This is a genomic window from Bradyrhizobium sp. sBnM-33 (genome assembly GCF_032917945.1).
In the GTDB taxonomy this organism is placed as follows: domain Bacteria; phylum Pseudomonadota; class Alphaproteobacteria; order Rhizobiales; family Xanthobacteraceae; genus Bradyrhizobium.
Genome location: NZ_CP136624.1, coordinates 7185570 through 7202920, shown reverse-complemented (window position 1 = coordinate 7202920; position 17351 = coordinate 7185570). Strand labels below are relative to the sequence as shown.

Sequence of the window (17351 nt, the reverse complement as noted above, 5' to 3'; positions counted from 1 at the left end):
TCCCCAGCGGCGCGACAAAAGTGGAGGAAATGATGACGGTTTATTCCGGTCCCGTGTTCGACATGGCGGTTAATCAGTTTGGCGTCATCGCCAACCATCTGGAAATCCCGATGGACGAGCGCGACCGCATCCTGATGCCGAAGCGGGCGGTTACTGTCTCTTGCCCGATCCACCGCGACGACGGCACGGTTGCCGTGTACGAAGGCTATCGGGTGCAGCATCATCTCACCCTCGGTCCGACCAAAGGCGGCACGCGGTTTGCACCCTCTGTCGACATCGGCGAGGTCGCGGCGCTCGCGATCTGGATGAGCTGGAAATGCGCGCTCGTCGGGCTGCCGTATGGCGGTGCCAAGGGCGGCGTCAATGTCGATCTCTCCACCATTTCTAAGCGCGAATTGGAAGGGCTGTCGCGCCGCTACATGCAGGAGATGATCCCGTTCGTCGGTCCGCATACCGATGTGATGGCGCCGGACATGGGCACCAACGAACAGGTGATGGCCTGGTTCATGGACACGTATTCGATGTACCAGGGCCAAACCGTGACCGAGATCGTGACCGGCAAACCGGTCTCGTCGGGCGGCACGCTCGGCCGCCGCGAAGCCACCGGGCGCGGCGTCGCCTATCTCGCCAAGCGAGTGCTCAAGGAGCTATCGATCAATCCGGGCAGCGCGACCGCCGTGATCCAGGGCTTTGGCAATGTCGGCTCCTATGCCGCGCTGGAACTACAACAATATGGCCTGAAGATCATCGCGGTCAGCGATCACACCGGCGCGCTACATGATCCGAAGGGGCTGGATATTCCAGCATTGATGCGACATGCGGGCGCGCATGGAAGTATCGCCGGGTTCTCCAACGAGCTGACTTTCGATCCCGAGCAGATCCTCACGCTGCCCTGCGACGTGCTGGTGCCTGCGGCGATGGAGCGCGTGATCGATGCCAAGGTCGCCGAAAACCTGAAGTGCCGCGTGCTGGCCGAGGGTGCCAACGGTCCGACCACGCCGGAAGCCGATCTGGTGCTGGAGAAGCGCCAGGGCGAAGTATTCCTGATCCCTGACATTCTCTGCAATTCCGGCGGCGTCGTGGTCAGCTACTTCGAATGGGTGCAGGACCTGCAGCAATTGTTCTGGGAGGAAGAGGAAGTGACACGGCGCGAATACGCGATCCTCGATCGCGCCTTCGACCAGATGGTGCAGCGGGCCAAAACCGACAACATCCCGCACCGCACGGCGGCGATGGCCATCGGTGTCGAGAAGGTGCGCGCCGCCAAAAACGTGCGGGGGCTCTTTCCGTGATCACCGGCCTCGATCACGTCGTCGTTCTCACCGGCGACATCAACGCAGCCTCCGCCGCTTACCAGTCCTTGTTTGCCCGCGCGCCGGCCTGGCAGAACAGCGGCGAAGGGGCCGATCGCGTCCTGTTCACGCTCGACAATACCACGCTGGAATTGATGGCGCCGAGCGGCGACGGCGCCAATACCGATCGGATTCGCAGCGTTCTGGCCGCGCAAGGCGAGGGACTCGCAAGCATCTGCTTCCGAACCAGCGACATCGCCAAGATGCATCGCAGGCTCGACCGGCTGACGCTGAAGCCGGACGTAATCGCCGACGTCGAAAGCCGCGACGCGATCTCGGGTGCTGTGCTGTCGTGGAAGCGCACACGCGCGGCGACGGAGGCCACGCGCGGCGTTCGTATGTTCTTCCTCGAGCGCGACAAGGAGCGCCCGCTGTCGGTGCGAACCACGCGCGGATCGATCTCAGCGATGGACCATGTCGTGGTCTCGACCTCAGACCCTGAACGGGCCGCGGCGCTCTACGGCGCGCGGCTCGGCCTCGACATGGCGCTCGACCGTTCGCACCCCGATTGGGGCCGGCTGATGTTCTTCCGCTGCGGCGACCTCATTGTCGAGGTCACGCACCGGCCGGGCAAGGAGACGGATATGTCGCAGGACAAACTTCAAGACAAACTTCGCGGCCTGTGCTGGCGCGTCGCCGACATCGACGCCACCCATGCGCGGCTCGTGCAGGCGGGCGTCGACGTCTCGGAAGTCCGCACCGGCCGCAAGCCGGGAACGCGGGTGATGACGGTACGGAACGGGACGTGCGGTGTGCCCACGCTGCTGGTACAGCCGTCGGCGGGGCTGGCGAGCGCTGCCGACTGACCCAGCCGTCATTGCGAGGAGCGTTAGCGACGAAGCAATCCAGTCTTGCTTTGGCCTCTGGATTGCTTCGCTTGCGCTCGCAATGACGGTCGGGATAGAGCATCCCTCGTTCTCAAACGCTTCCCTGCATGCTACAGCTTGTGTTGCACGATCACCGGGCGATTGATTTGGCAAAGGCAAAACGCGTTCAGAAATGGCAGCGCGACCCCGAGGGGATGCGGCTTCGCATTCTCGAGGCCGCCAAGCAGGAGTTCGCCGCCCATGGCCTGGCAGGCGCGCGCGTCGACCGCATCGCGGCCAACGCCGGCGCCAACAAGCGCATGCTGTACTACCACGTCGGCAACAAGGAAGACCTCTACCTCGCGGTGCTCGAAGGCGCCTATGAGAAGATCCGTTCCGAGGAGCGCGGGCTCGATCTCGAACATCTCGATCCGCCCGAGGCGATCGAACGGCTGATCGAGTTCACCTGGAACTATTTCCTCCGCAACCCGGAATTCTTGGCGCTGCTCAACACCGAAAACCTCGCTAAAGCGCGCCATCTGAAGCGCTCGACCAAGGTCAAATCGATGCATTCGCCGTTCGTCGAGATGATCCGCACCGTGGTGACGCGCGGCGTCGAAAGCGGCGATTTCCGCGTCGCCGTCGATCCGGTGCAGCTCTACATCTCGATCGCGGCGCTGTGCTTCTTCTATCTCTCCAACAGCGCGACGCTTTCCGTGATCTTTGGCCGCGACCTCCTGAAGAAGGAGGCGAGGGATGAGCGGCTGGCGCATATGGTCGCGCTGGTGCTGGCGGCGTTGACGGGCAAATCGACCGCGGATTTCGGCAAGGCCGCGGAGCCGGCCGTGCGGCCGCCGGCGCATCAGCCAGTGTGAGCCGTCGCTCCTGCGAACGCAGGAATCCATAGCCCTTGACCCTAATTAGCTGCACCGGGAAGCGGCCTCAGCCTTCGCAAAGTACGCAGCCGTGATTATGGGCCCCCTGCTTTCGCAGGGCGATGGAACAGGCCATTTCGCCGCACAAAAACCCGCTTGCCAGTATTTATCCAACGGGTTAATTTCCCACTCAGAAGAGACTGATGACCGGGAGCGAGACGTGGCCGAGCTGAAGCGCGAGAGTGGCGTGTCGAAAGCGCTGAACGCGGCGTGGGTGCGGCCGTTTCTGTTCCTGCTGTTCATCGTGGTGATGTGGGACCTCACCATCCGCCTGTTCCAGATTCCGGCCTACCAGATACCGGCGCCGGGCGATGTCGTGGCGGTGCTGCGGACGGATTGGCCGGAACTGCTGCGGCAGGCCTGGCCCACCACTTACGCCACCATCTGCGGCTTCCTGCTGTCGGCCGTGTTCGGCATTCCCGTCGCGATGCTGATTGCGGGATCGAAGACGGTGGAGAGCTATGTCTATCCGCTGCTGGTTTTCTCTCAATCCGTGCCGAAGATCGCGATCGCGCCGCTGTTCGTGGTGTGGTTCGGTTTCGGCATCATCCCGAAGGTGATTTCGGCGTTTCTGCTCGGGTTTTTTCCGGTGGTGGTATCAGCCGTGCAGGGCTTCAAGTCGGTCGACCCTGACATGGTCGATCTCGCGCGCGCCATGCAGGGCAGCCGCTTCCAGGTGTTTCGCGCCGTCAACCTGCCGCACGCGATGCCCGCGATCTTCTCCGGCCTGAAAGTCTCCGTGACGCTTGCCGTTGTCGGTGCTGTCGTCGGCGAGTTCGTCGGCTCCAATTCCGGCATCGGCTACGTGATGCAGCGCTCGATCGGTACCTTCGACCTGCCGACGATGTTTGCCGCGCTGGTGATCCTGGCGCTGCTCGGCGTCGTCCTGTTTTGGGTCGTCGACCGCATCGAGCGCCTCGTGATTCCCTGGCACGTCAGCCAGCGCGAGGACATTGTTTTTGCTTCTTGAGGGAATACCGGACGAAAACAACAACACAGAACGTCATTGCGAGCGCAGCGAAGCAATCCATGGCGCCGCAAGTCGAGGAATGGATTGCTTCGCTTCGCTCGCAATGACGAAGCAAAACGGGAGGATGAGCATGATACGAGTGATAACGGCGATCTCCGCCGCCCTGATCTGGACCGCGCTTGCAGTTGTTCCCGCATCGGCTGCCGATAAGGTGGTTCTGATGCTGAACTGGTACGTCTATGGCGAGCACGCGCCGTTCTATTACGGCAAGGCCAAGGGCATTTATGCCGCCGAAGGCATCGATCTCGAAATCCAGGAAGGCCGCGGCTCGGCGGCGACCACGCAGGCCGTTGCGGCCAAAACCGCCAATTTCGGCTATGTCGATGTCCCCACCATGATGCGTGCGGCGGTCAAGGGCGCGCCGATCATCTCTACCGGGGTGCTGCTGCAGACCAGCCCGATGTCGGCGATGGGCTTTGTCGAAAAGAACATCAAGAAGCCCGAGGACATCAAGGGCAAGACGGTGGCGATCACGCCGGCTGACTCGATGACGCAGATCTGGCCGCTGTTTTTGAAGAAGACCGGCCTGAAGGAAAGCGACTTCCAGACGGTGGCCGGCGACGGCCAGACCAAGCTGAACGCCGTCATCAACGGCCAGGCTGACCTGCTGCTCGGCTATGTCATGGACCAGTCGATGAAGATCAAGGACGCGACGGGTAAGGACGTCAACGCGATCAAGTTCGCCGACTACGGCATCAACATGGTTTGCTCGGGCGTCGTCGCCAACACCGACTTCGTCAAGGCCAATGCCGATCTCGTCAAGCGCTTCATGTCGGCGACCACCAAAGCGGTCGAAGCCGCCGAGAAGAACCCGAAGGGTGCAGCGCAGGCGATTCTCGACGCCAACCCGAAGGGCGGCAAGCTCGAGACGCTGACGAAGGGCTTTGAGCTGACAATCCCGCTCTACCGCACGGCTGAAACCAAGAACAAGCGGCCGTTCCAGGTGACCGACCAGAACATGACCGACACGGTCAATCTGATGGTCGAATATGGCGGGTTGGATGCCAAGGCCAAGGACAATCCGAAGGCGTTTTACACCAACGACTACCTGCCGCAGGGCGGTTCGTGAAGGACGCGTGAACTTGTCGTCCCTGCGAACGCAGGGACCCATAATCGGCCGTAGTTGTTGCAGAGGGTCTCTCCCAGAGTGCCCGAAGGAATAGTTACGGCGTATGGGTCCCTGCGTTCGCAGCGACGACGGGCGGAGAGGACTTTTCCAAATGGACTTGACTGAATGAACCCGGCGGCCAAACCAACCGAGATCAATCAACCAGCCGCGCATCTGCGCCTGGTGCCCGGTCGCGCAGGCGGCGCGGCGGCAGGCATCACGCTATCAGGCGTCTCCAAAACCTATCGCTCGCGCGACGGCGACGTGCCGTCGCTGCGGCCGCTGGATTTCCACATCAACGAGGGCGAGTTTTTTGTCGTGGTCGGCCCGTCCGGCTGCGGTAAGTCCACGCTGCTCAAGATGATATCCGGGCTGCTGGCACCGTCGACCGGTGAAATCCTGGTTGAAGGCGAGCAGGTTACAAAGCCGCACGGCAATGTCGGCATTGTGTTCCAGAACGCGCTGCTGCTGCCGTGGCGCAACATCCTGGCCAACGTGATGTTGCCGATCGACATGAAGAAGCTGCCGCGCGACGAATATCTGCCGCGGGCGAAAGCGCTGTTGAAGCTGGTTGGGCTCGAAGGGTTCGAGAAGAAACTGCCTTGGCAGCTCTCCGGCGGTATGCAGCAACGCGCCTCGATCTGCCGGGCGCTGGTGCACGACCCCAAGATCATGCTGATGGACGAGCCGTTCGGCGCGCTCGATGCCATGACGCGCGAGAAGATGAACGTCGAGCTGATGCGAATCCAGCGCGAGACCGGCAAGACCGTGCTGCTGATCACGCACTCCATTCCGGAAGCTGTGTTCCTGGCCGACCGCGTGCTTGTCATGACCGAGCGGCCCGGTGCGATTGCCGCGATCTACGACGTGCCGCTGCCGCGCCCGCGCTCGCTCGACGCGATGGCCGATCCCGCCTTCACCGAACTGGTGCAGCGAATTCGCAAGCATTTTTTCACGCAAAGCGCGCTGGACTGAAAGCTGGCTCGATGCCGTTACGCTTGGCCGTACGAGACATCTCCTTTTTCGAACGTCCGGTCACCTTCGCCCGGCCGTTCCGGTTCGGCGCGGTCGTCGTCAATGCGACGCCGCAGGCTTTCGTGCGGGTCGAGATCGAGGTCGAGGGCAGGGGAACGGCAACTGGTGCCAGCGCCGAATTTCTGGTCCCGAAATGGTTTGACAAGCGGCCGCATTTGTCGCCGCAAGAGACCGTTGCTAAGCTGCGGCGCTCGCTTCTGATCGCGCGGGATATCTATCTGGCGCATTCCGGCTTCGAGACTGCGTTTGGCCTGCATGCGGCCTGCATCGGCGCGCAGATCGAGGCCTGCGCGCGAGAAGACATTCCGCCGCTGGCGGCGGCCTACGGGCCGGCCGAAATCGATAAGGCGCTTCTCGACGCGCTGCTGCGTTGCACGGAAACCAGCTTCTTCGACGGCATGGCCGACAACATCGCAGGCGTGGATGCACGTCTGTCGCGCGATCTCGGCGATGATGACGTGTCGCACTTTCTCGCGGGCCGAAAACGGCTGGAGCGCGTCGCGATCCGGCATACGGTTGGCATGGACGACAAGGTCGAAGGCGATGGGGGTGTTGCGGACATCAGTGAAAACGCCGGCGCGCGCTATTTCAAGCTGAAGCTCAATGGCGATCCCGTACACGATGCCGATCGGCTGATCCGGATCGGCAACGAACTCGCCACGCTGTCTCATGATTACCGCGTCACGCTCGACGCCAATGAACAGTACGCCGACCTCGCCGCATTGAATGCGCTCGTCGAGCGGCTCGATCGCGATGCTGCCCTGCGGCCGATCGCACAGAAGCTGCTCTATATCGAACAGCCGATGCCGCGCGACATTACGCGTCAATCGCCGCTCGGCGCGCTGGCGCGGCGCGATTTTATCGTCGACGAGGCCGACGATTCCTACGACGCGTTCCCGGTGGCGCGGGCGCTCGGTTATCGCGGCATCTCGTCGAAATCCTGCAAGGGCATCTACAAGTCGCTGATCAACGCCACGCGCGCGGCCAAATGGAGCGCGGATGGCGAAAAGCGCTTCATCGCCGGCGAGGACCTGACCTGCCAGGCGGGGTTGGCCGTGCAGCAGGACCTCGCGCTGGGCGCGCTGATCGGCGTCACCCATGCCGAGCGCAACGGCCACCACTATGTCGATGGTTTTGGCGACACGCCCGCCACGGAAGCGGAAGCGTTTCTCGCGGCCCATCCCGATCTCTATGTCCGCGACGGCAACAAAATTCGCCTCGCGATCCATGACGGCGATCTGCTCACGGGATCGCTGACCACACCTGGCTTCGCTACAGCGGTGCATCCGGACTGGTCCGCGATGTCGCCGCTCGCGCAGCCCACAGCAATTCCCCTGGAGAAAGCAGTATGACGACCAAACGCCTCGGCCTGATCATGAACGGCGTGACCGGCCGCATGGGGCTCAATCAGCATTTGGTCCGCTCCATCATCGCGATCCGTGATCAGGGCGGCGTGCTGCTGTCCAACGGCGACCGCATGCTGCCCGACCCGATCCTGATCGGCCGCGATGCGGACAAGGTGGAACGGCTGGCCAAGCGCTTCAGCGTGGAGCGCTGGTCAACCGATCTCGACAAGGTGCTGGCCGCGAAGGACGACGCGATCTTCTTCGATGCCGCGACTACGCAGGCGCGCCCGTCGCTGCTGACCAAGGCGATCGAGGCCGGCAAGCACGTCTATTGCGAAAAGCCGATCGCGACCAATCTGGAGGAGGCGGTCGCGGTGCTGAAGCTCGCCAAGGCCAAGGGCATCAAGCACGGCACGGTGCAGGACAAGCTGTTTCTGCCTGGCCTGAAGAAGCTCGCCTTCCTGCGCGATTCCGGCTTCTTCGGCCGCATGCTCTCGGTGCGCGGCGAGTTCGGCTACTGGGTGTTCGAAGGCGGCTGGCAGGAAGCGCAGCGGCCGTCGTGGAATTACCGCAGCGAGGACGGCGGCGGCATCATTCTCGACATGGTCTGCCACTGGCGCTACGTGCTCGACAATCTCTTCGGCGAGGTCGAGAGCATCTCCTGCCTCGGCACGACCGACATCCCCGAACGTTTCGACGAAAAGGGCAAGAAATACACGGCGACCGCCGATGATTCCGCCTATGCCACCTTCCGTCTCAAGGGCGGCGTGATCGCCCATATCAACATGAGCTGGGTGACGCGGGTCTATCGCGACGACCTCGTCACCTTCCAGGTCGACGGTACCCACGGCTCGGCGGTGGCCGGCCTGACCGACTGCGTGATCCAGGCGCGCCAGGCGACGCCGCGGCCGGTGTGGAATCCGGACGAGAAGCGCACGCATGATTTCTACGCCGACTGGCAGAAGGTTCCCGACAACGTTGTCTATGACAACGGCTTCAAGGAGCAGTGGGAAATGTTCATCCGCCACGTCTGTGAGGACGCGCCCTACAAGTTCACGCTGCTGGAAGGCGCCAAGGGCGTGCAGCTTGCCGAATGCGCGCTGCAGAGCTGGCGCGAGCGGCGCTGGATCGATGTCGCCCCGATTGAGGTGTGAGGAGGGATAGCCATGAACAAGCCTGTCCTGCCGACGTCATCGCTGTCGCTGAAGTTGCCGACCGCGGATCGTTCGATCGAGACCTATCGCCTGGCGGCGTCGCGGGCGTTTCCGGCCAAGCTTGACGGCACGCTCAATCGCGTGGCGTTCTCGGCCGCCCATGTGGTGGCGGATCCGCTTGCCGATAACGATCCCTGGCTTAGCGCAGCGATCGACTGGGACCGGACCATTGCGTTCCGCGAGCATGTCTGGGACCTCGGCCTTGGCGTCGCCGAGGCGATGGACACCGCGCAGCGCGGCATGGGGCTGGATTGGCCGACCTCGCTGGAACTGATCCAGCGTTCAGTAAAGGCTGCGAAAGCGAAGGGCAATGCGCTGGTGTTTTCCGGTGCCGGCACCGATCATCTCGCCGCAGAAGATGCGAAGTCGATCGATGACGTCACCCGCGCCTATGAGGAGCAGATCGCGGCGGTCGAGAAGGCTGGCGGCCGGATCATCCTGATGGCGTCGCGCGCGCTGGCCAAACTTGGCCGCAGCGCCGACGACTACGCCAAGGTCTATGACCGCGTGCTGTCGCAGATTCGCGAGCCCGTGATCATCCATTGGCTCGGCGACATGTTCGATCCGGCGCTGTCGGGCTATTGGGGCACCGCCGATCTCGACAAGGCGATGGATACGGCGGTTGCGATCATCAACGCCAACGCCGCCAAGGTCGACGGCGTCAAGGTTTCGCTGCTCGACAAGCAGCGCGAGATCGACATGCGCCGGCGACTGGATAAGAACGTCAAGATGTATACCGGCGACGATTTCAACTATGCCGAATTGATCGCAGGCGACGAGCAAGGCTTTTCGCATGCGCTGCTCGGCATCTTCGATGCCATCGCGCCGGCGGCGTCCTATGCACTGTCGCGGCTGGCTGCCGGCGACGAGGCCGGTTTCCATGACGTGCTGGGGCCGACGGTGCCGCTGTCGCGGCATATCTTCAAGGCGCCGACGCGGTTCTACAAAACCGGCATCGTGTTCATGGCCTATCTCAACGGCCACCAGGATCATTTCACCATGATCGGCGGGCAGGAGAGCACGCGCTCGACGCTGCATCTGGCTGAACTGTTCCGCTTGGCCGACAGGGCTGGGCTGCTCTCCAACCCTGAACTGGCAACGCGGCGCATGAAGACGGTGCTGGCAACGCGCGGCATCGAACCCTGATGCGCGATTTCTCGAGCGATCATCGCTGGCTGTCGCTGAACACGGCTACCGTCCGGAAGCAGGGCGACCTCGTTGCCATCATCGACGCCTGTGCGCGCCATGGCATCCGCGCCATCGATCCCTGGCGCGACCAGGTTGCGGCCATCGGCCTCGGGCGCGCAGCGCGGGCCGTGCGCGACGCCGGCCTTGAACTGTCCGGTTATTGCCGCGGCGGCATGTTCACCGCTGATGCGGCGCACCGCATCGAGGTGCGCGACGACAACCGCCGTGCGGTGGACGAAGCCAGGGCGCTGGGTGCACCCTGTATCGTGCTGGTCGTCGGCGGCCTGCCGCAATATTCGCGGCCGGGAAGCGCAGCCTCGAAAGATATTGTGGCCGCGCGGACGCAAGTCCATGACGCCATCGCGGAAATGCTGGAGTACGCGAGAGAGGTCAACATGCCGCTCGCGATCGAGCCTTTGCATCCGGCCTACGCCGCCGACCGTGCCTGCGTGAACACGACGAAGCAGGCGCTGGACATCTGCGACCAGCTCGATCCGCAGCGCACTGGCGCGCTCGGTGTTGCGCTCGACGTCTATCACATCTGGTGGGACCCGGAACTGATGCCGCAGATTGCGCGCGCGGGGAAGGATCGATTGCTGGCGTTTCACGTCTGCGACTGGCTGGTGCCGACAAAAGACATCCTCAACGACCGCGGCATGATGGGCGACGGCGTTATCGACATCACATCTGTGCGATCAGCGGTCGAGGCGCATGGCTTTGCCGGCTATTCCGAGATCGAAATCTTCTCCAACGAGTGGTGGACAAGGCCGATGGATGAGGTCCTGCAGACCTGCATCGCGCGGCATCGGACGGTGGTCTAGCAGCCGTCACTCGAAAACGCTTGTTCCGCTGTCTCAATGACGGACGATGTTGTCTCGTATGTGAACTGCCGCCCCACTCCTTTTCTGATGCCGTCGCATGAAGAGACAGCACGCGGTTCCCGATTTAACCTTTTCCGCGGGTATTTAGCTTAACAAAGGGTTACCGTTGCGCCTGGATAAACTCCGGCGCTAGCTAATCGCACGGAGACAGTCTCCACGAGCGATGAGCGACAACATGAAAATCCTTTACGCAATTGCGACACTGGCCCTGCTGTCGACATCGGCGCAGGCCTGGCAGGTCGTGGAACGCTGCACCTACAGCAAGTTCTATGGCAGGGTGTGCACGACGTCCTATCTGGACGATCCGGTGCGCAACGAGACGCAGGACCAGGAAGACGCAAAGGCAAGGCGCGCCAGCATCGAGAAGTGGGAAGCGTTCTGCAAGCCGAAGCGCACCTACGACAACGAAGGCGTCGTCCGCCTGGTTTACGCCCGCAAGGGCTGCGAGTTCGGCCGCAGCGAGTAGCACGCTTCTCCTCGCCGCGAGCAAGGAGAATTCCGAGCCCTACAGCTCGATGAAGGGCGGGCAACGCGCAGCGCGCCCGACAGACCGCTAAATCTTTATCGACCAAATTGCGATCCGGTTAGTCAAACAGCTTTACGCCGCCTCAATGCTTGTAGGTCATTCCTGACACACGGCATTCATTTATAGGGGCAGTGTCCATGCGCGTCTTCATCGCAATCTCGATTGTGGTCGCTTCGGTCTCGTCCGCGTCTGCGCAGTTCGCGATGGACCACGGCCATGCCGCGGATGCCGTGCAGGCGGCGCGCGCGGCGCGGGCCGCAGCGGATGCCAAGGCCGCGGCGATTGCCTCAGGCGCGCCGCTGCTTCCCAGCCAGCAAACCAATTTCTACGTCGGCAGCCGCGGCACCGTGAAGATCGTGCCCCGGACCACGGAAGAACTGAAGGCCGATGAAGCCGCCCAGGCTGCCTGGAGGGAACGCTGCCGGCCGACCGTGGTTGAAGACCGCGAGGGCCTGCGGCGCGTGAGATATGCCGAACGGGATTGCGATCTCTCCCGCTTCAATACCGCCGGGAATTAGGGCGCGTGTTCATAAGTGCCGTCATGTCCGGTCTGCTTTCAAAGCGGCTCAATCGCTTCGAAGCCGCGAAATGACTGGATCGACCAAGAGCAGACCGCGACCGCCTAACTAGTCCAATCGCAGCCGATAGCAATCGAACTCCGTTCCGTAGGCCCGTTTACGACCATCTGGCCGAAAACCGAGTTTATTCGCAACTCGTACGGACCTTTCGTTCTCGGGACTGATGCAGGCGATAAGCTCCTTCAGCCCGACCTCGTCCCTCGCGTACTGGACTACGCGAAGGGCAGCTTCTGTGGCGTAACCGTTCCCCCACGTGCTCCTTGGCAGTCGCCAACCTATTTCGATTTCGGGACCCTCCAGCGCCAGTGGGATAAGCAGGGCCATGCCCAAGAACGACTTGTCGTCGAATCGGTTGCGGAGCGTCCACCATCCAAGTCCTTTCCCCCGGATCAACGGCTAAGCGCGTGCGCAGGGAGTCTTGATACCGGTTGACGTCAAAATTGTCCCGAAAATCGGGCGCGATGAAGCGCCGAACTTCGACGTCCTTGTCCATGGCAACGTAGGCATCGACGTCGGCTGCGGCCCGAGGCCGCATACAAAGACGGGGCGTTTCTAGCGTTGGCACCATGATAAAGACATACCGAGTGGCTGCGTGGCGCACAACCTCTCCCGTGGGTCAATAGACAAGCGTCGAGGCGGGCTGAAGCTTTCAGCGTCGAGGCTAAAGCCTGCTTTCGGCTAGGCCTCCCGGGTCGAAATGCTAGAGCATCCCCAACTACCGTTGGGGCGGCATGACTTTCACTTCCTGGCAGTTCGGCATCTTCGCCGCGATCGTATTCGCGGCGTATTACCTTCCGGCGCACCCAAGCTGAGAATCTGGCGCTCGCGGGCGGCTCACCGCTCACCGGGCTGGAGATCGTTGCGACCCAGCCGCAGCTTCCGAGTTTGATTCTGGTCGAAGCGAATGTTCTCGCCCGTCCGACCGACGCCGCGCTGGTCGAACGTTACTCACGCGGTGATGCCGAGCCATTGTTCTTTCGCCCGGTCAGGGCCGCGGTAGCCGCCTACGAGCAGCGGCTTCACGCGCCGCGGACGCATGAGCAGGTTTCGCTCGAGCTGCGCAGATTGGTCGGGCAGCCGCCGAGCGATTTCGACAACCGGGTCCATGCAGATCGCGCGCTGCAGCAATTCAATGCGGAGGATCCGGCGTATGCAGTGCAGTTTAACGCGAAACGGATTGGAGAGCTGATCCGGGCGGTGGAACAACGCGGTGCGCGCGTGTTGCTGTTCGAGCTACCCTATTCCGGGCCGATCGAAGGCTCGCGATATGCGGCGATCACACGGGAAATTATTCACGCCGCGTTTCCGGATTCCAATCGATGGCTGTCTATCAAAGTGAACCGAGGCGAGCTGCGCTGGGCCGATGGTGTTCATCTCGACGAGCGCTCTGCGGTCATCGTAACACAGGCGCTGGAGCACGCCTTGGCATTGGCGCGCGGGGCCAAGTGACGGGGGCCTTGTCGTTCTCGAAAAGCCCAGGCTGCGGCGTTACCGTGATTGAGCAAGGAAAGCGATGATCTTTTTTCTATCCTCGCTCGATGAGAGGCCGCCATACGGCTTCATGTTGTTGCCGGGCACGACCTCATCGGGGTTCGCGATGAAGCGATCGAGCTTCTCCTCATCCCAGACGAATCCTGCCTCCTTCATTGCGCTGGAAAACGCATAGTCTGGTAGCGATCCCGCTTTCCGTCCGATAATCTTGTGCAGGTTGGGACCCAGCCGATTGTCGCCCTCTCTCATGATGTGGCACGTCCGACAGGCATTGTTGAAGGCCTGTTGTCCTGAGACGCCCTCCGCGCCTTGCGGCGCCTGGGGCAGGGCGGAAGGCGATAGAAGCATGCACGCCAGTCCGCTCAACACGCCTATCAAGAACGTCCGACTGTGCCGCAAACGTGCGTCTCGCCGGCTGGATGTTGGCCGGACGAGCAGCGTGACAAAGGGCGATTGCCTCATTCGATCCTCATCAAGAAGGATGGTGGGCGTGTTCGGTCACTGGCTTGCGACCTGCGGCATTGTATTGAAGCGCGCCTTCTGCTCGTTGCTCAGCGTGGCATAGAATTCGTCCAGCGCCGGCTGCACCAGCACGGCTGCCTCCAGCATGGCTTCGAGTCGCTTCTCCATTGCCTCCAGCCGTCCGAGCGGTGTGAGCGGCACGTCGTCGGGGCAGGCGGCCTGCAACTTCTGGACCGCGTCGTTCGTCGCCTTGTTCAAGACGTCGAGCGCGTCCTTCTGTTTGCCTGCCGGATGTATCACGGCCTCGATCCGCTCGATCGGTAGCTGCGTGAGGCTGGATTTCGGGTCACCGCAGCGCTCAGTTTGCGTATTTGCCTCCTGCTGCGGCTGCTGTTGCGAACGCTCGCCGACGTTCGGGCCGAGCGCGTTGAAGCGGGCCTTTTGCTCGTCATCCAGCGAGTTGTAGAACCGCTCAAGCGCCGGACGCACGATCCTTACCGCATCGAGCGTAGCCGTCACGCGGTTCGTCATCGCCCGCAGGCGACCGGGCGGCGTCATGGCAAAGGAGTCGGCGCAAGTATCCTTGAACACGTCGGCGGCCTTGGCCGCGGCGGCCTTCAGTTCGTCGAGCAGGGCGCGCTGCTCGGGCGTCGGCTGCACTGCGCGCACGATCGACGCGATCGGCCACGCAGTCACGCCCTCGTCCGGCGCTCTGCACACTTGCCGCAGCGCCTGCCGGCTTACGCTTGCGCGCTTGCCCGGTCGGTAATCGGTGACCGCCGCCCCGGGCTCAGGATATCTGGCGTAAGCGGAATACGGGCTGTCCGTACCCCAAAACACCGTATCGACGAAGTCGTCGTAGGCATACGCCCAATAGCCGGGGTCGTAGGCGTAGGGCCAGAACGTGTAATTGAAGATGTCGGAATAGGCGTAAGGCCAGAAGACCGGGCCGAGCCAGGCCACGAACGCGGCGCGGTGGCCGCGCTTCCAGGCATGCCGGGGAGCCCAGCGGTTCTCCCGGGCGGTCAGCGCCGCTCGGGCTTGCAGGGCATCATTGCTGCGGAAGTGCGCGGAAAATCGCCCGCGGGCCGCCGCCTGCACGGCCGCGGCAGAGGCGGATCGTTCAGCCGAAGGCTGCGGGCCCAGCCGCTGCAGGCGTGCCTGGTCACGTTCCTGAATGCGCTGCTCGCGCTGGAGTAGCCGTTGCTGTGTCTGCAGCAGCCTTTCCTGCGAGCGTTGCGCCGGGAGACCTTCCGGCTTTTGCGACTGCAATTGCTGGACGCGCTGCTGCAAGCGATCGATGCGGCCCTGCCGCTCCGTGCTCTGGCGCGACAGCGTCTCACGCTGCCGCTCCTGCACCATTTGCTGCCGCTGCTGGAGGCGCTGCTCACGCTGCTGCGCACGTGTTTCGATCTGTTCCGTTCGCGAAGGGCGTGCGCTGACAACGGGCGATGCGCCCGGCCGCGGTGGTGCGGCGATGCGCGGTTCCGGGGACCTCGCCAGGGCCGGTCGCTGCGGCGGCGCGGCACGATGGATTTCAGGTCGCGGCGCTACCACACGCGGCGCGGCCGGGCGCGGTGGCGCGGCGATACGCGGCGGCGCCGCCTGTGGGGCCATCGCTGGACGTTGCGGCGAAGGAGCTGCACGGAACGTCGGGGCGGCGGGTCGCGCCATGGCCGGAGGAGGCGCCACCGGGCGGGCCATCGCCGCTGGCGGTGCAGCCGGTCGGGCCATCGCCGGTGGTGGGGCAGCGGGTCGGGCTGCTGGCGCAGCCCCCCCGCCAGCCGGACCAACGCCTCTTCGATCCTGGGCGGACGAGCCGGTGCTCACCGCTATCGCGGAGATACCAAGGAAAAATGCTGCGATGCGAGCGCGGCTCGAAAGCATGATCTCACTCCCTCGCTTCGTCCGCCCAGGAGCACCAACGCGCAAGCGCAGGAATCGTTCGTCGCGGGGATGGCTTACATTACGATTCTACGACGCAGGACTGATGCAGATCGCCTGCGCTCTAGCTGATCGTGCAAGGCACGCTCAGAAATCCACGGAAGCGCACGCGGCCGCCGCGTACCGGTTCACCGTCGAGCGTATAATCCGGAAAGCGCGCGAGGAAACGCGAGATCGCGATGGCGCCCTCGAGCCGCGCCAACGCCATGCCGGCGCATTGATGCGCGCCGGTGCCGAAGGCCAGATGCCGGTTCGGCGTGCGGCCGATATCGAAACGTTCGGGATCGGCGAATTGCGCGGGGTCGCGGTTGGCGGCGCCGATGCACAGCGTCACCGGTGTGCCCGCCGGCATCGCGACGCCGCCGAGTTCGAATGGCTCGACAGTCATGCGGTTGCCGAGTTGGTTGGAGCTCTCGAACCGCAGCATTTCCTCGACCGCGGTCTTGATCAGCTCGGGATTGTCAATCAGCCGGCGTTTCTCGCCTGCGTGGTTCAGTAACGCGACCAGCCCGTTGCCGATCAGGTTGGTGGTGGTCTCGTGGCCGGCATTGAGCAGGAAGATGCAGTTGTGCAGCAGCTCCTTTTCGGTCAGCCGCTCGCCATTGTCTTCGCCCTGAATGAGTCGCGTCAGCACGTCGCGGTCGAGATTGCCGGGCTTGGCCCGTCGCCGCGCCACCAGCCCTTCGAGGTACGTCAGGAAATCCTTCACCGCCTTGTTGCCGCGGGCAAAGGCCTCCGGGCCGATCACCGGCTCCAGCGCGCCGAGAATGGCCAGCGACCAGTCGCGCAGCGGCTCGCGCTCGTCCTGCGGCACGTCGAGCAGATTGCCGATCACTTCGATCGGAATGGCGGCTGCGAAATCGTCGATCAGGTCCACCTTGCGCTTGGCGGCGATGGCGTCGAGCAGGCGGTCGACCAGCCGGACCAGATCAGGCTCCATGCCGGCGATCGCGCGCGGCGATAGTGCGCCCATGATGAGGCGGCGGACGCGGGTGTGGGCGGGGGGATCGTTGAAAACGAGGCTCGTGGTGTGGTGCTCGTAGAGCAGGGAGTCGCCATATTTCGGCGAGAACTCCTTCTTCTTGTCGGACGAGAAGGTCTTGGTGTTCTTGTAGGCTGTAACCAGATCGTCGTAGCGGGTCAGGAAATACGAGCCGTTCGGCAACCGCTTGACCGGTTCGCTCTCGCGCAGCGCGCGATAGGTCGGGTAGGGGTTGGCATAGAACTCCGGCGTGAGCTTTTCGAGGTCGAATGTGGCCGCCAGTTCGCGCGCATCCAGATTCATGGCTCGCCAGACCCTTGAGACAAACAACGACAATCAAATTAGTCGCGCCTGCAACTACCTTAAATATCATCACCGAGGCGTCAAGGCGGAAGCGCAAGCTCCGCGGGCATGTCCGCGGCGCGCTGGGGTTGCTGCCGATCCGGAATAAGCCGGGAGGGCGAGAACGGGAT

Annotated in this window: 17 protein-coding genes; 13 read left to right on the top strand and 4 right to left on the bottom strand. The window is 63.2% G+C overall.

The window, feature by feature from the left end; all coding sequences use genetic code 11:
* The first annotated feature begins 32 nt into the window (after positions 1 to 32).
* From RX328_RS33885 to RX328_RS33830, 12 genes are all read left to right on the top strand, one after another.
* The gene (locus tag RX328_RS33885; RefSeq protein WP_213252166.1) at positions 33 to 1292 is read left to right on the top strand and encodes a Glu/Leu/Phe/Val family dehydrogenase; all 1260 of its coding nucleotides are present in this window, start codon (positions 33 to 35) and stop codon (positions 1290 to 1292) included.
* Positions 1289 to 2158: a VOC family protein gene (locus RX328_RS33880; RefSeq protein ID WP_213252165.1), complete on the top strand. Its 870-nt coding sequence runs from the start codon at positions 1289 to 1291 to the stop codon at positions 2156 to 2158. Before RX328_RS33885 ends, RX328_RS33880 begins: the two co-directional genes overlap by 4 nt.
* A 167-nt stretch (positions 2159 to 2325) precedes the next feature.
* The gene (locus RX328_RS33875) at positions 2326 to 3033 is read left to right on the top strand and encodes a TetR/AcrR family transcriptional regulator (RefSeq protein ID WP_213252164.1); all 708 of its coding nucleotides are present in this window, start codon (positions 2326 to 2328) and stop codon (positions 3031 to 3033) included.
* A gap of 220 nt (positions 3034 to 3253) precedes the next feature.
* Entirely contained in the window at positions 3254 to 4063 is an 810-nt protein-coding gene (locus tag RX328_RS33870) for an ABC transporter permease (protein ID WP_057844504.1), read from the top strand.
* A 130-nt stretch (positions 4064 to 4193) separates the two neighbouring features.
* Positions 4194 to 5192, top strand: a complete 999-nt coding sequence (locus tag RX328_RS33865) for an ABC transporter substrate-binding protein (RefSeq protein ID WP_213252163.1) — start codon at positions 4194 to 4196, stop codon at positions 5190 to 5192.
* A gap of 165 nt (positions 5193 to 5357) precedes the next feature.
* Positions 5358 to 6206 carry an ABC transporter ATP-binding protein gene (locus RX328_RS33860; protein ID WP_213252162.1) on the top strand — a complete coding sequence of 283 codons (849 nt, stop codon included), beginning with the start codon at positions 5358 to 5360 and terminating at the stop codon, positions 6204 to 6206.
* A gap of 11 nt (positions 6207 to 6217) precedes the next feature.
* Entirely contained in the window at positions 6218 to 7618 is a 1401-nt protein-coding gene (locus tag RX328_RS33855; RefSeq protein ID WP_213252161.1) for a hypothetical protein, read from the top strand.
* The gene (locus RX328_RS33850; RefSeq protein WP_213252160.1) at positions 7615 to 8766 is read left to right on the top strand and encodes a Gfo/Idh/MocA family protein; all 1152 of its coding nucleotides are present in this window, start codon (positions 7615 to 7617) and stop codon (positions 8764 to 8766) included. Before RX328_RS33855 ends, RX328_RS33850 begins: the two co-directional genes overlap by 4 nt.
* A 12-nt stretch (positions 8767 to 8778) precedes the next feature.
* Positions 8779 to 9972 (top strand): dihydrodipicolinate synthase family protein, encoded by a 1194-nt coding sequence (locus RX328_RS33845; protein WP_213252159.1) that lies wholly within the window; start codon positions 8779 to 8781, stop codon positions 9970 to 9972.
* A complete protein-coding gene (locus tag RX328_RS33840; RefSeq protein WP_213252158.1) occupies positions 9972 to 10835 on the top strand; it encodes a sugar phosphate isomerase/epimerase family protein in 864 nt (287 codons plus the stop codon). Before RX328_RS33845 ends, RX328_RS33840 begins: the two co-directional genes overlap by 1 nt.
* Positions 10836 to 11070: 235 nt before the next feature.
* A complete protein-coding gene (locus RX328_RS33835) occupies positions 11071 to 11361 on the top strand; it encodes a hypothetical protein (protein ID WP_213252157.1) in 291 nt (96 codons plus the stop codon).
* Between the two features lie 197 nt (positions 11362 to 11558).
* Complete coding sequence (locus RX328_RS33830) at positions 11559 to 11939, top strand: hypothetical protein (protein ID WP_213252156.1); 381 nt, start codon at positions 11559 to 11561, stop codon at positions 11937 to 11939.
* Positions 11940 to 12047: 108 nt separating this feature from the next.
* Here the strand turns inward: RX328_RS33830 and RX328_RS43925 are convergent, their stop codons facing one another.
* Positions 12048 to 12323 carry a GNAT family N-acetyltransferase gene (locus RX328_RS43925; RefSeq protein ID WP_410733920.1) on the bottom strand — a complete coding sequence of 92 codons (276 nt, stop codon included), beginning with the start codon at positions 12321 to 12323 and terminating at the stop codon, positions 12048 to 12050.
* A gap of 741 nt (positions 12324 to 13064) precedes the next feature.
* Here RX328_RS43925 and RX328_RS33825 point away from each other — a divergent pair.
* Complete coding sequence (locus RX328_RS33825) at positions 13065 to 13448, top strand: hypothetical protein (protein WP_317258559.1); 384 nt, start codon at positions 13065 to 13067, stop codon at positions 13446 to 13448.
* 39 nt (positions 13449 to 13487) lie between these two features.
* Here RX328_RS33825 and RX328_RS33820 read toward each other — a convergent pair whose 3' ends face one another.
* The 3 genes from RX328_RS33820 to RX328_RS33810 form a co-directional block, all read right to left on the bottom strand.
* The gene (locus RX328_RS33820) at positions 13488 to 13838 is read right to left on the bottom strand and encodes a c-type cytochrome (RefSeq protein WP_213252153.1); all 351 of its coding nucleotides are present in this window, start codon (positions 13836 to 13838) and stop codon (positions 13488 to 13490) included.
* A gap of 150 nt (positions 13839 to 13988) precedes the next feature.
* Positions 13989 to 15569, bottom strand: coding sequence for a Spy/CpxP family protein refolding chaperone (locus RX328_RS33815; protein WP_213252152.1), 1581 nt, complete (start codon positions 15567 to 15569; stop codon positions 13989 to 13991).
* 391 nt (positions 15570 to 15960) lie between these two features.
* Positions 15961 to 17181 carry a cytochrome P450 gene (locus RX328_RS33810; protein ID WP_213252151.1) on the bottom strand — a complete coding sequence of 407 codons (1221 nt, stop codon included), beginning with the start codon at positions 17179 to 17181 and terminating at the stop codon, positions 15961 to 15963.
* Positions 17182 to 17351: the final 170 nt, after the last annotated feature.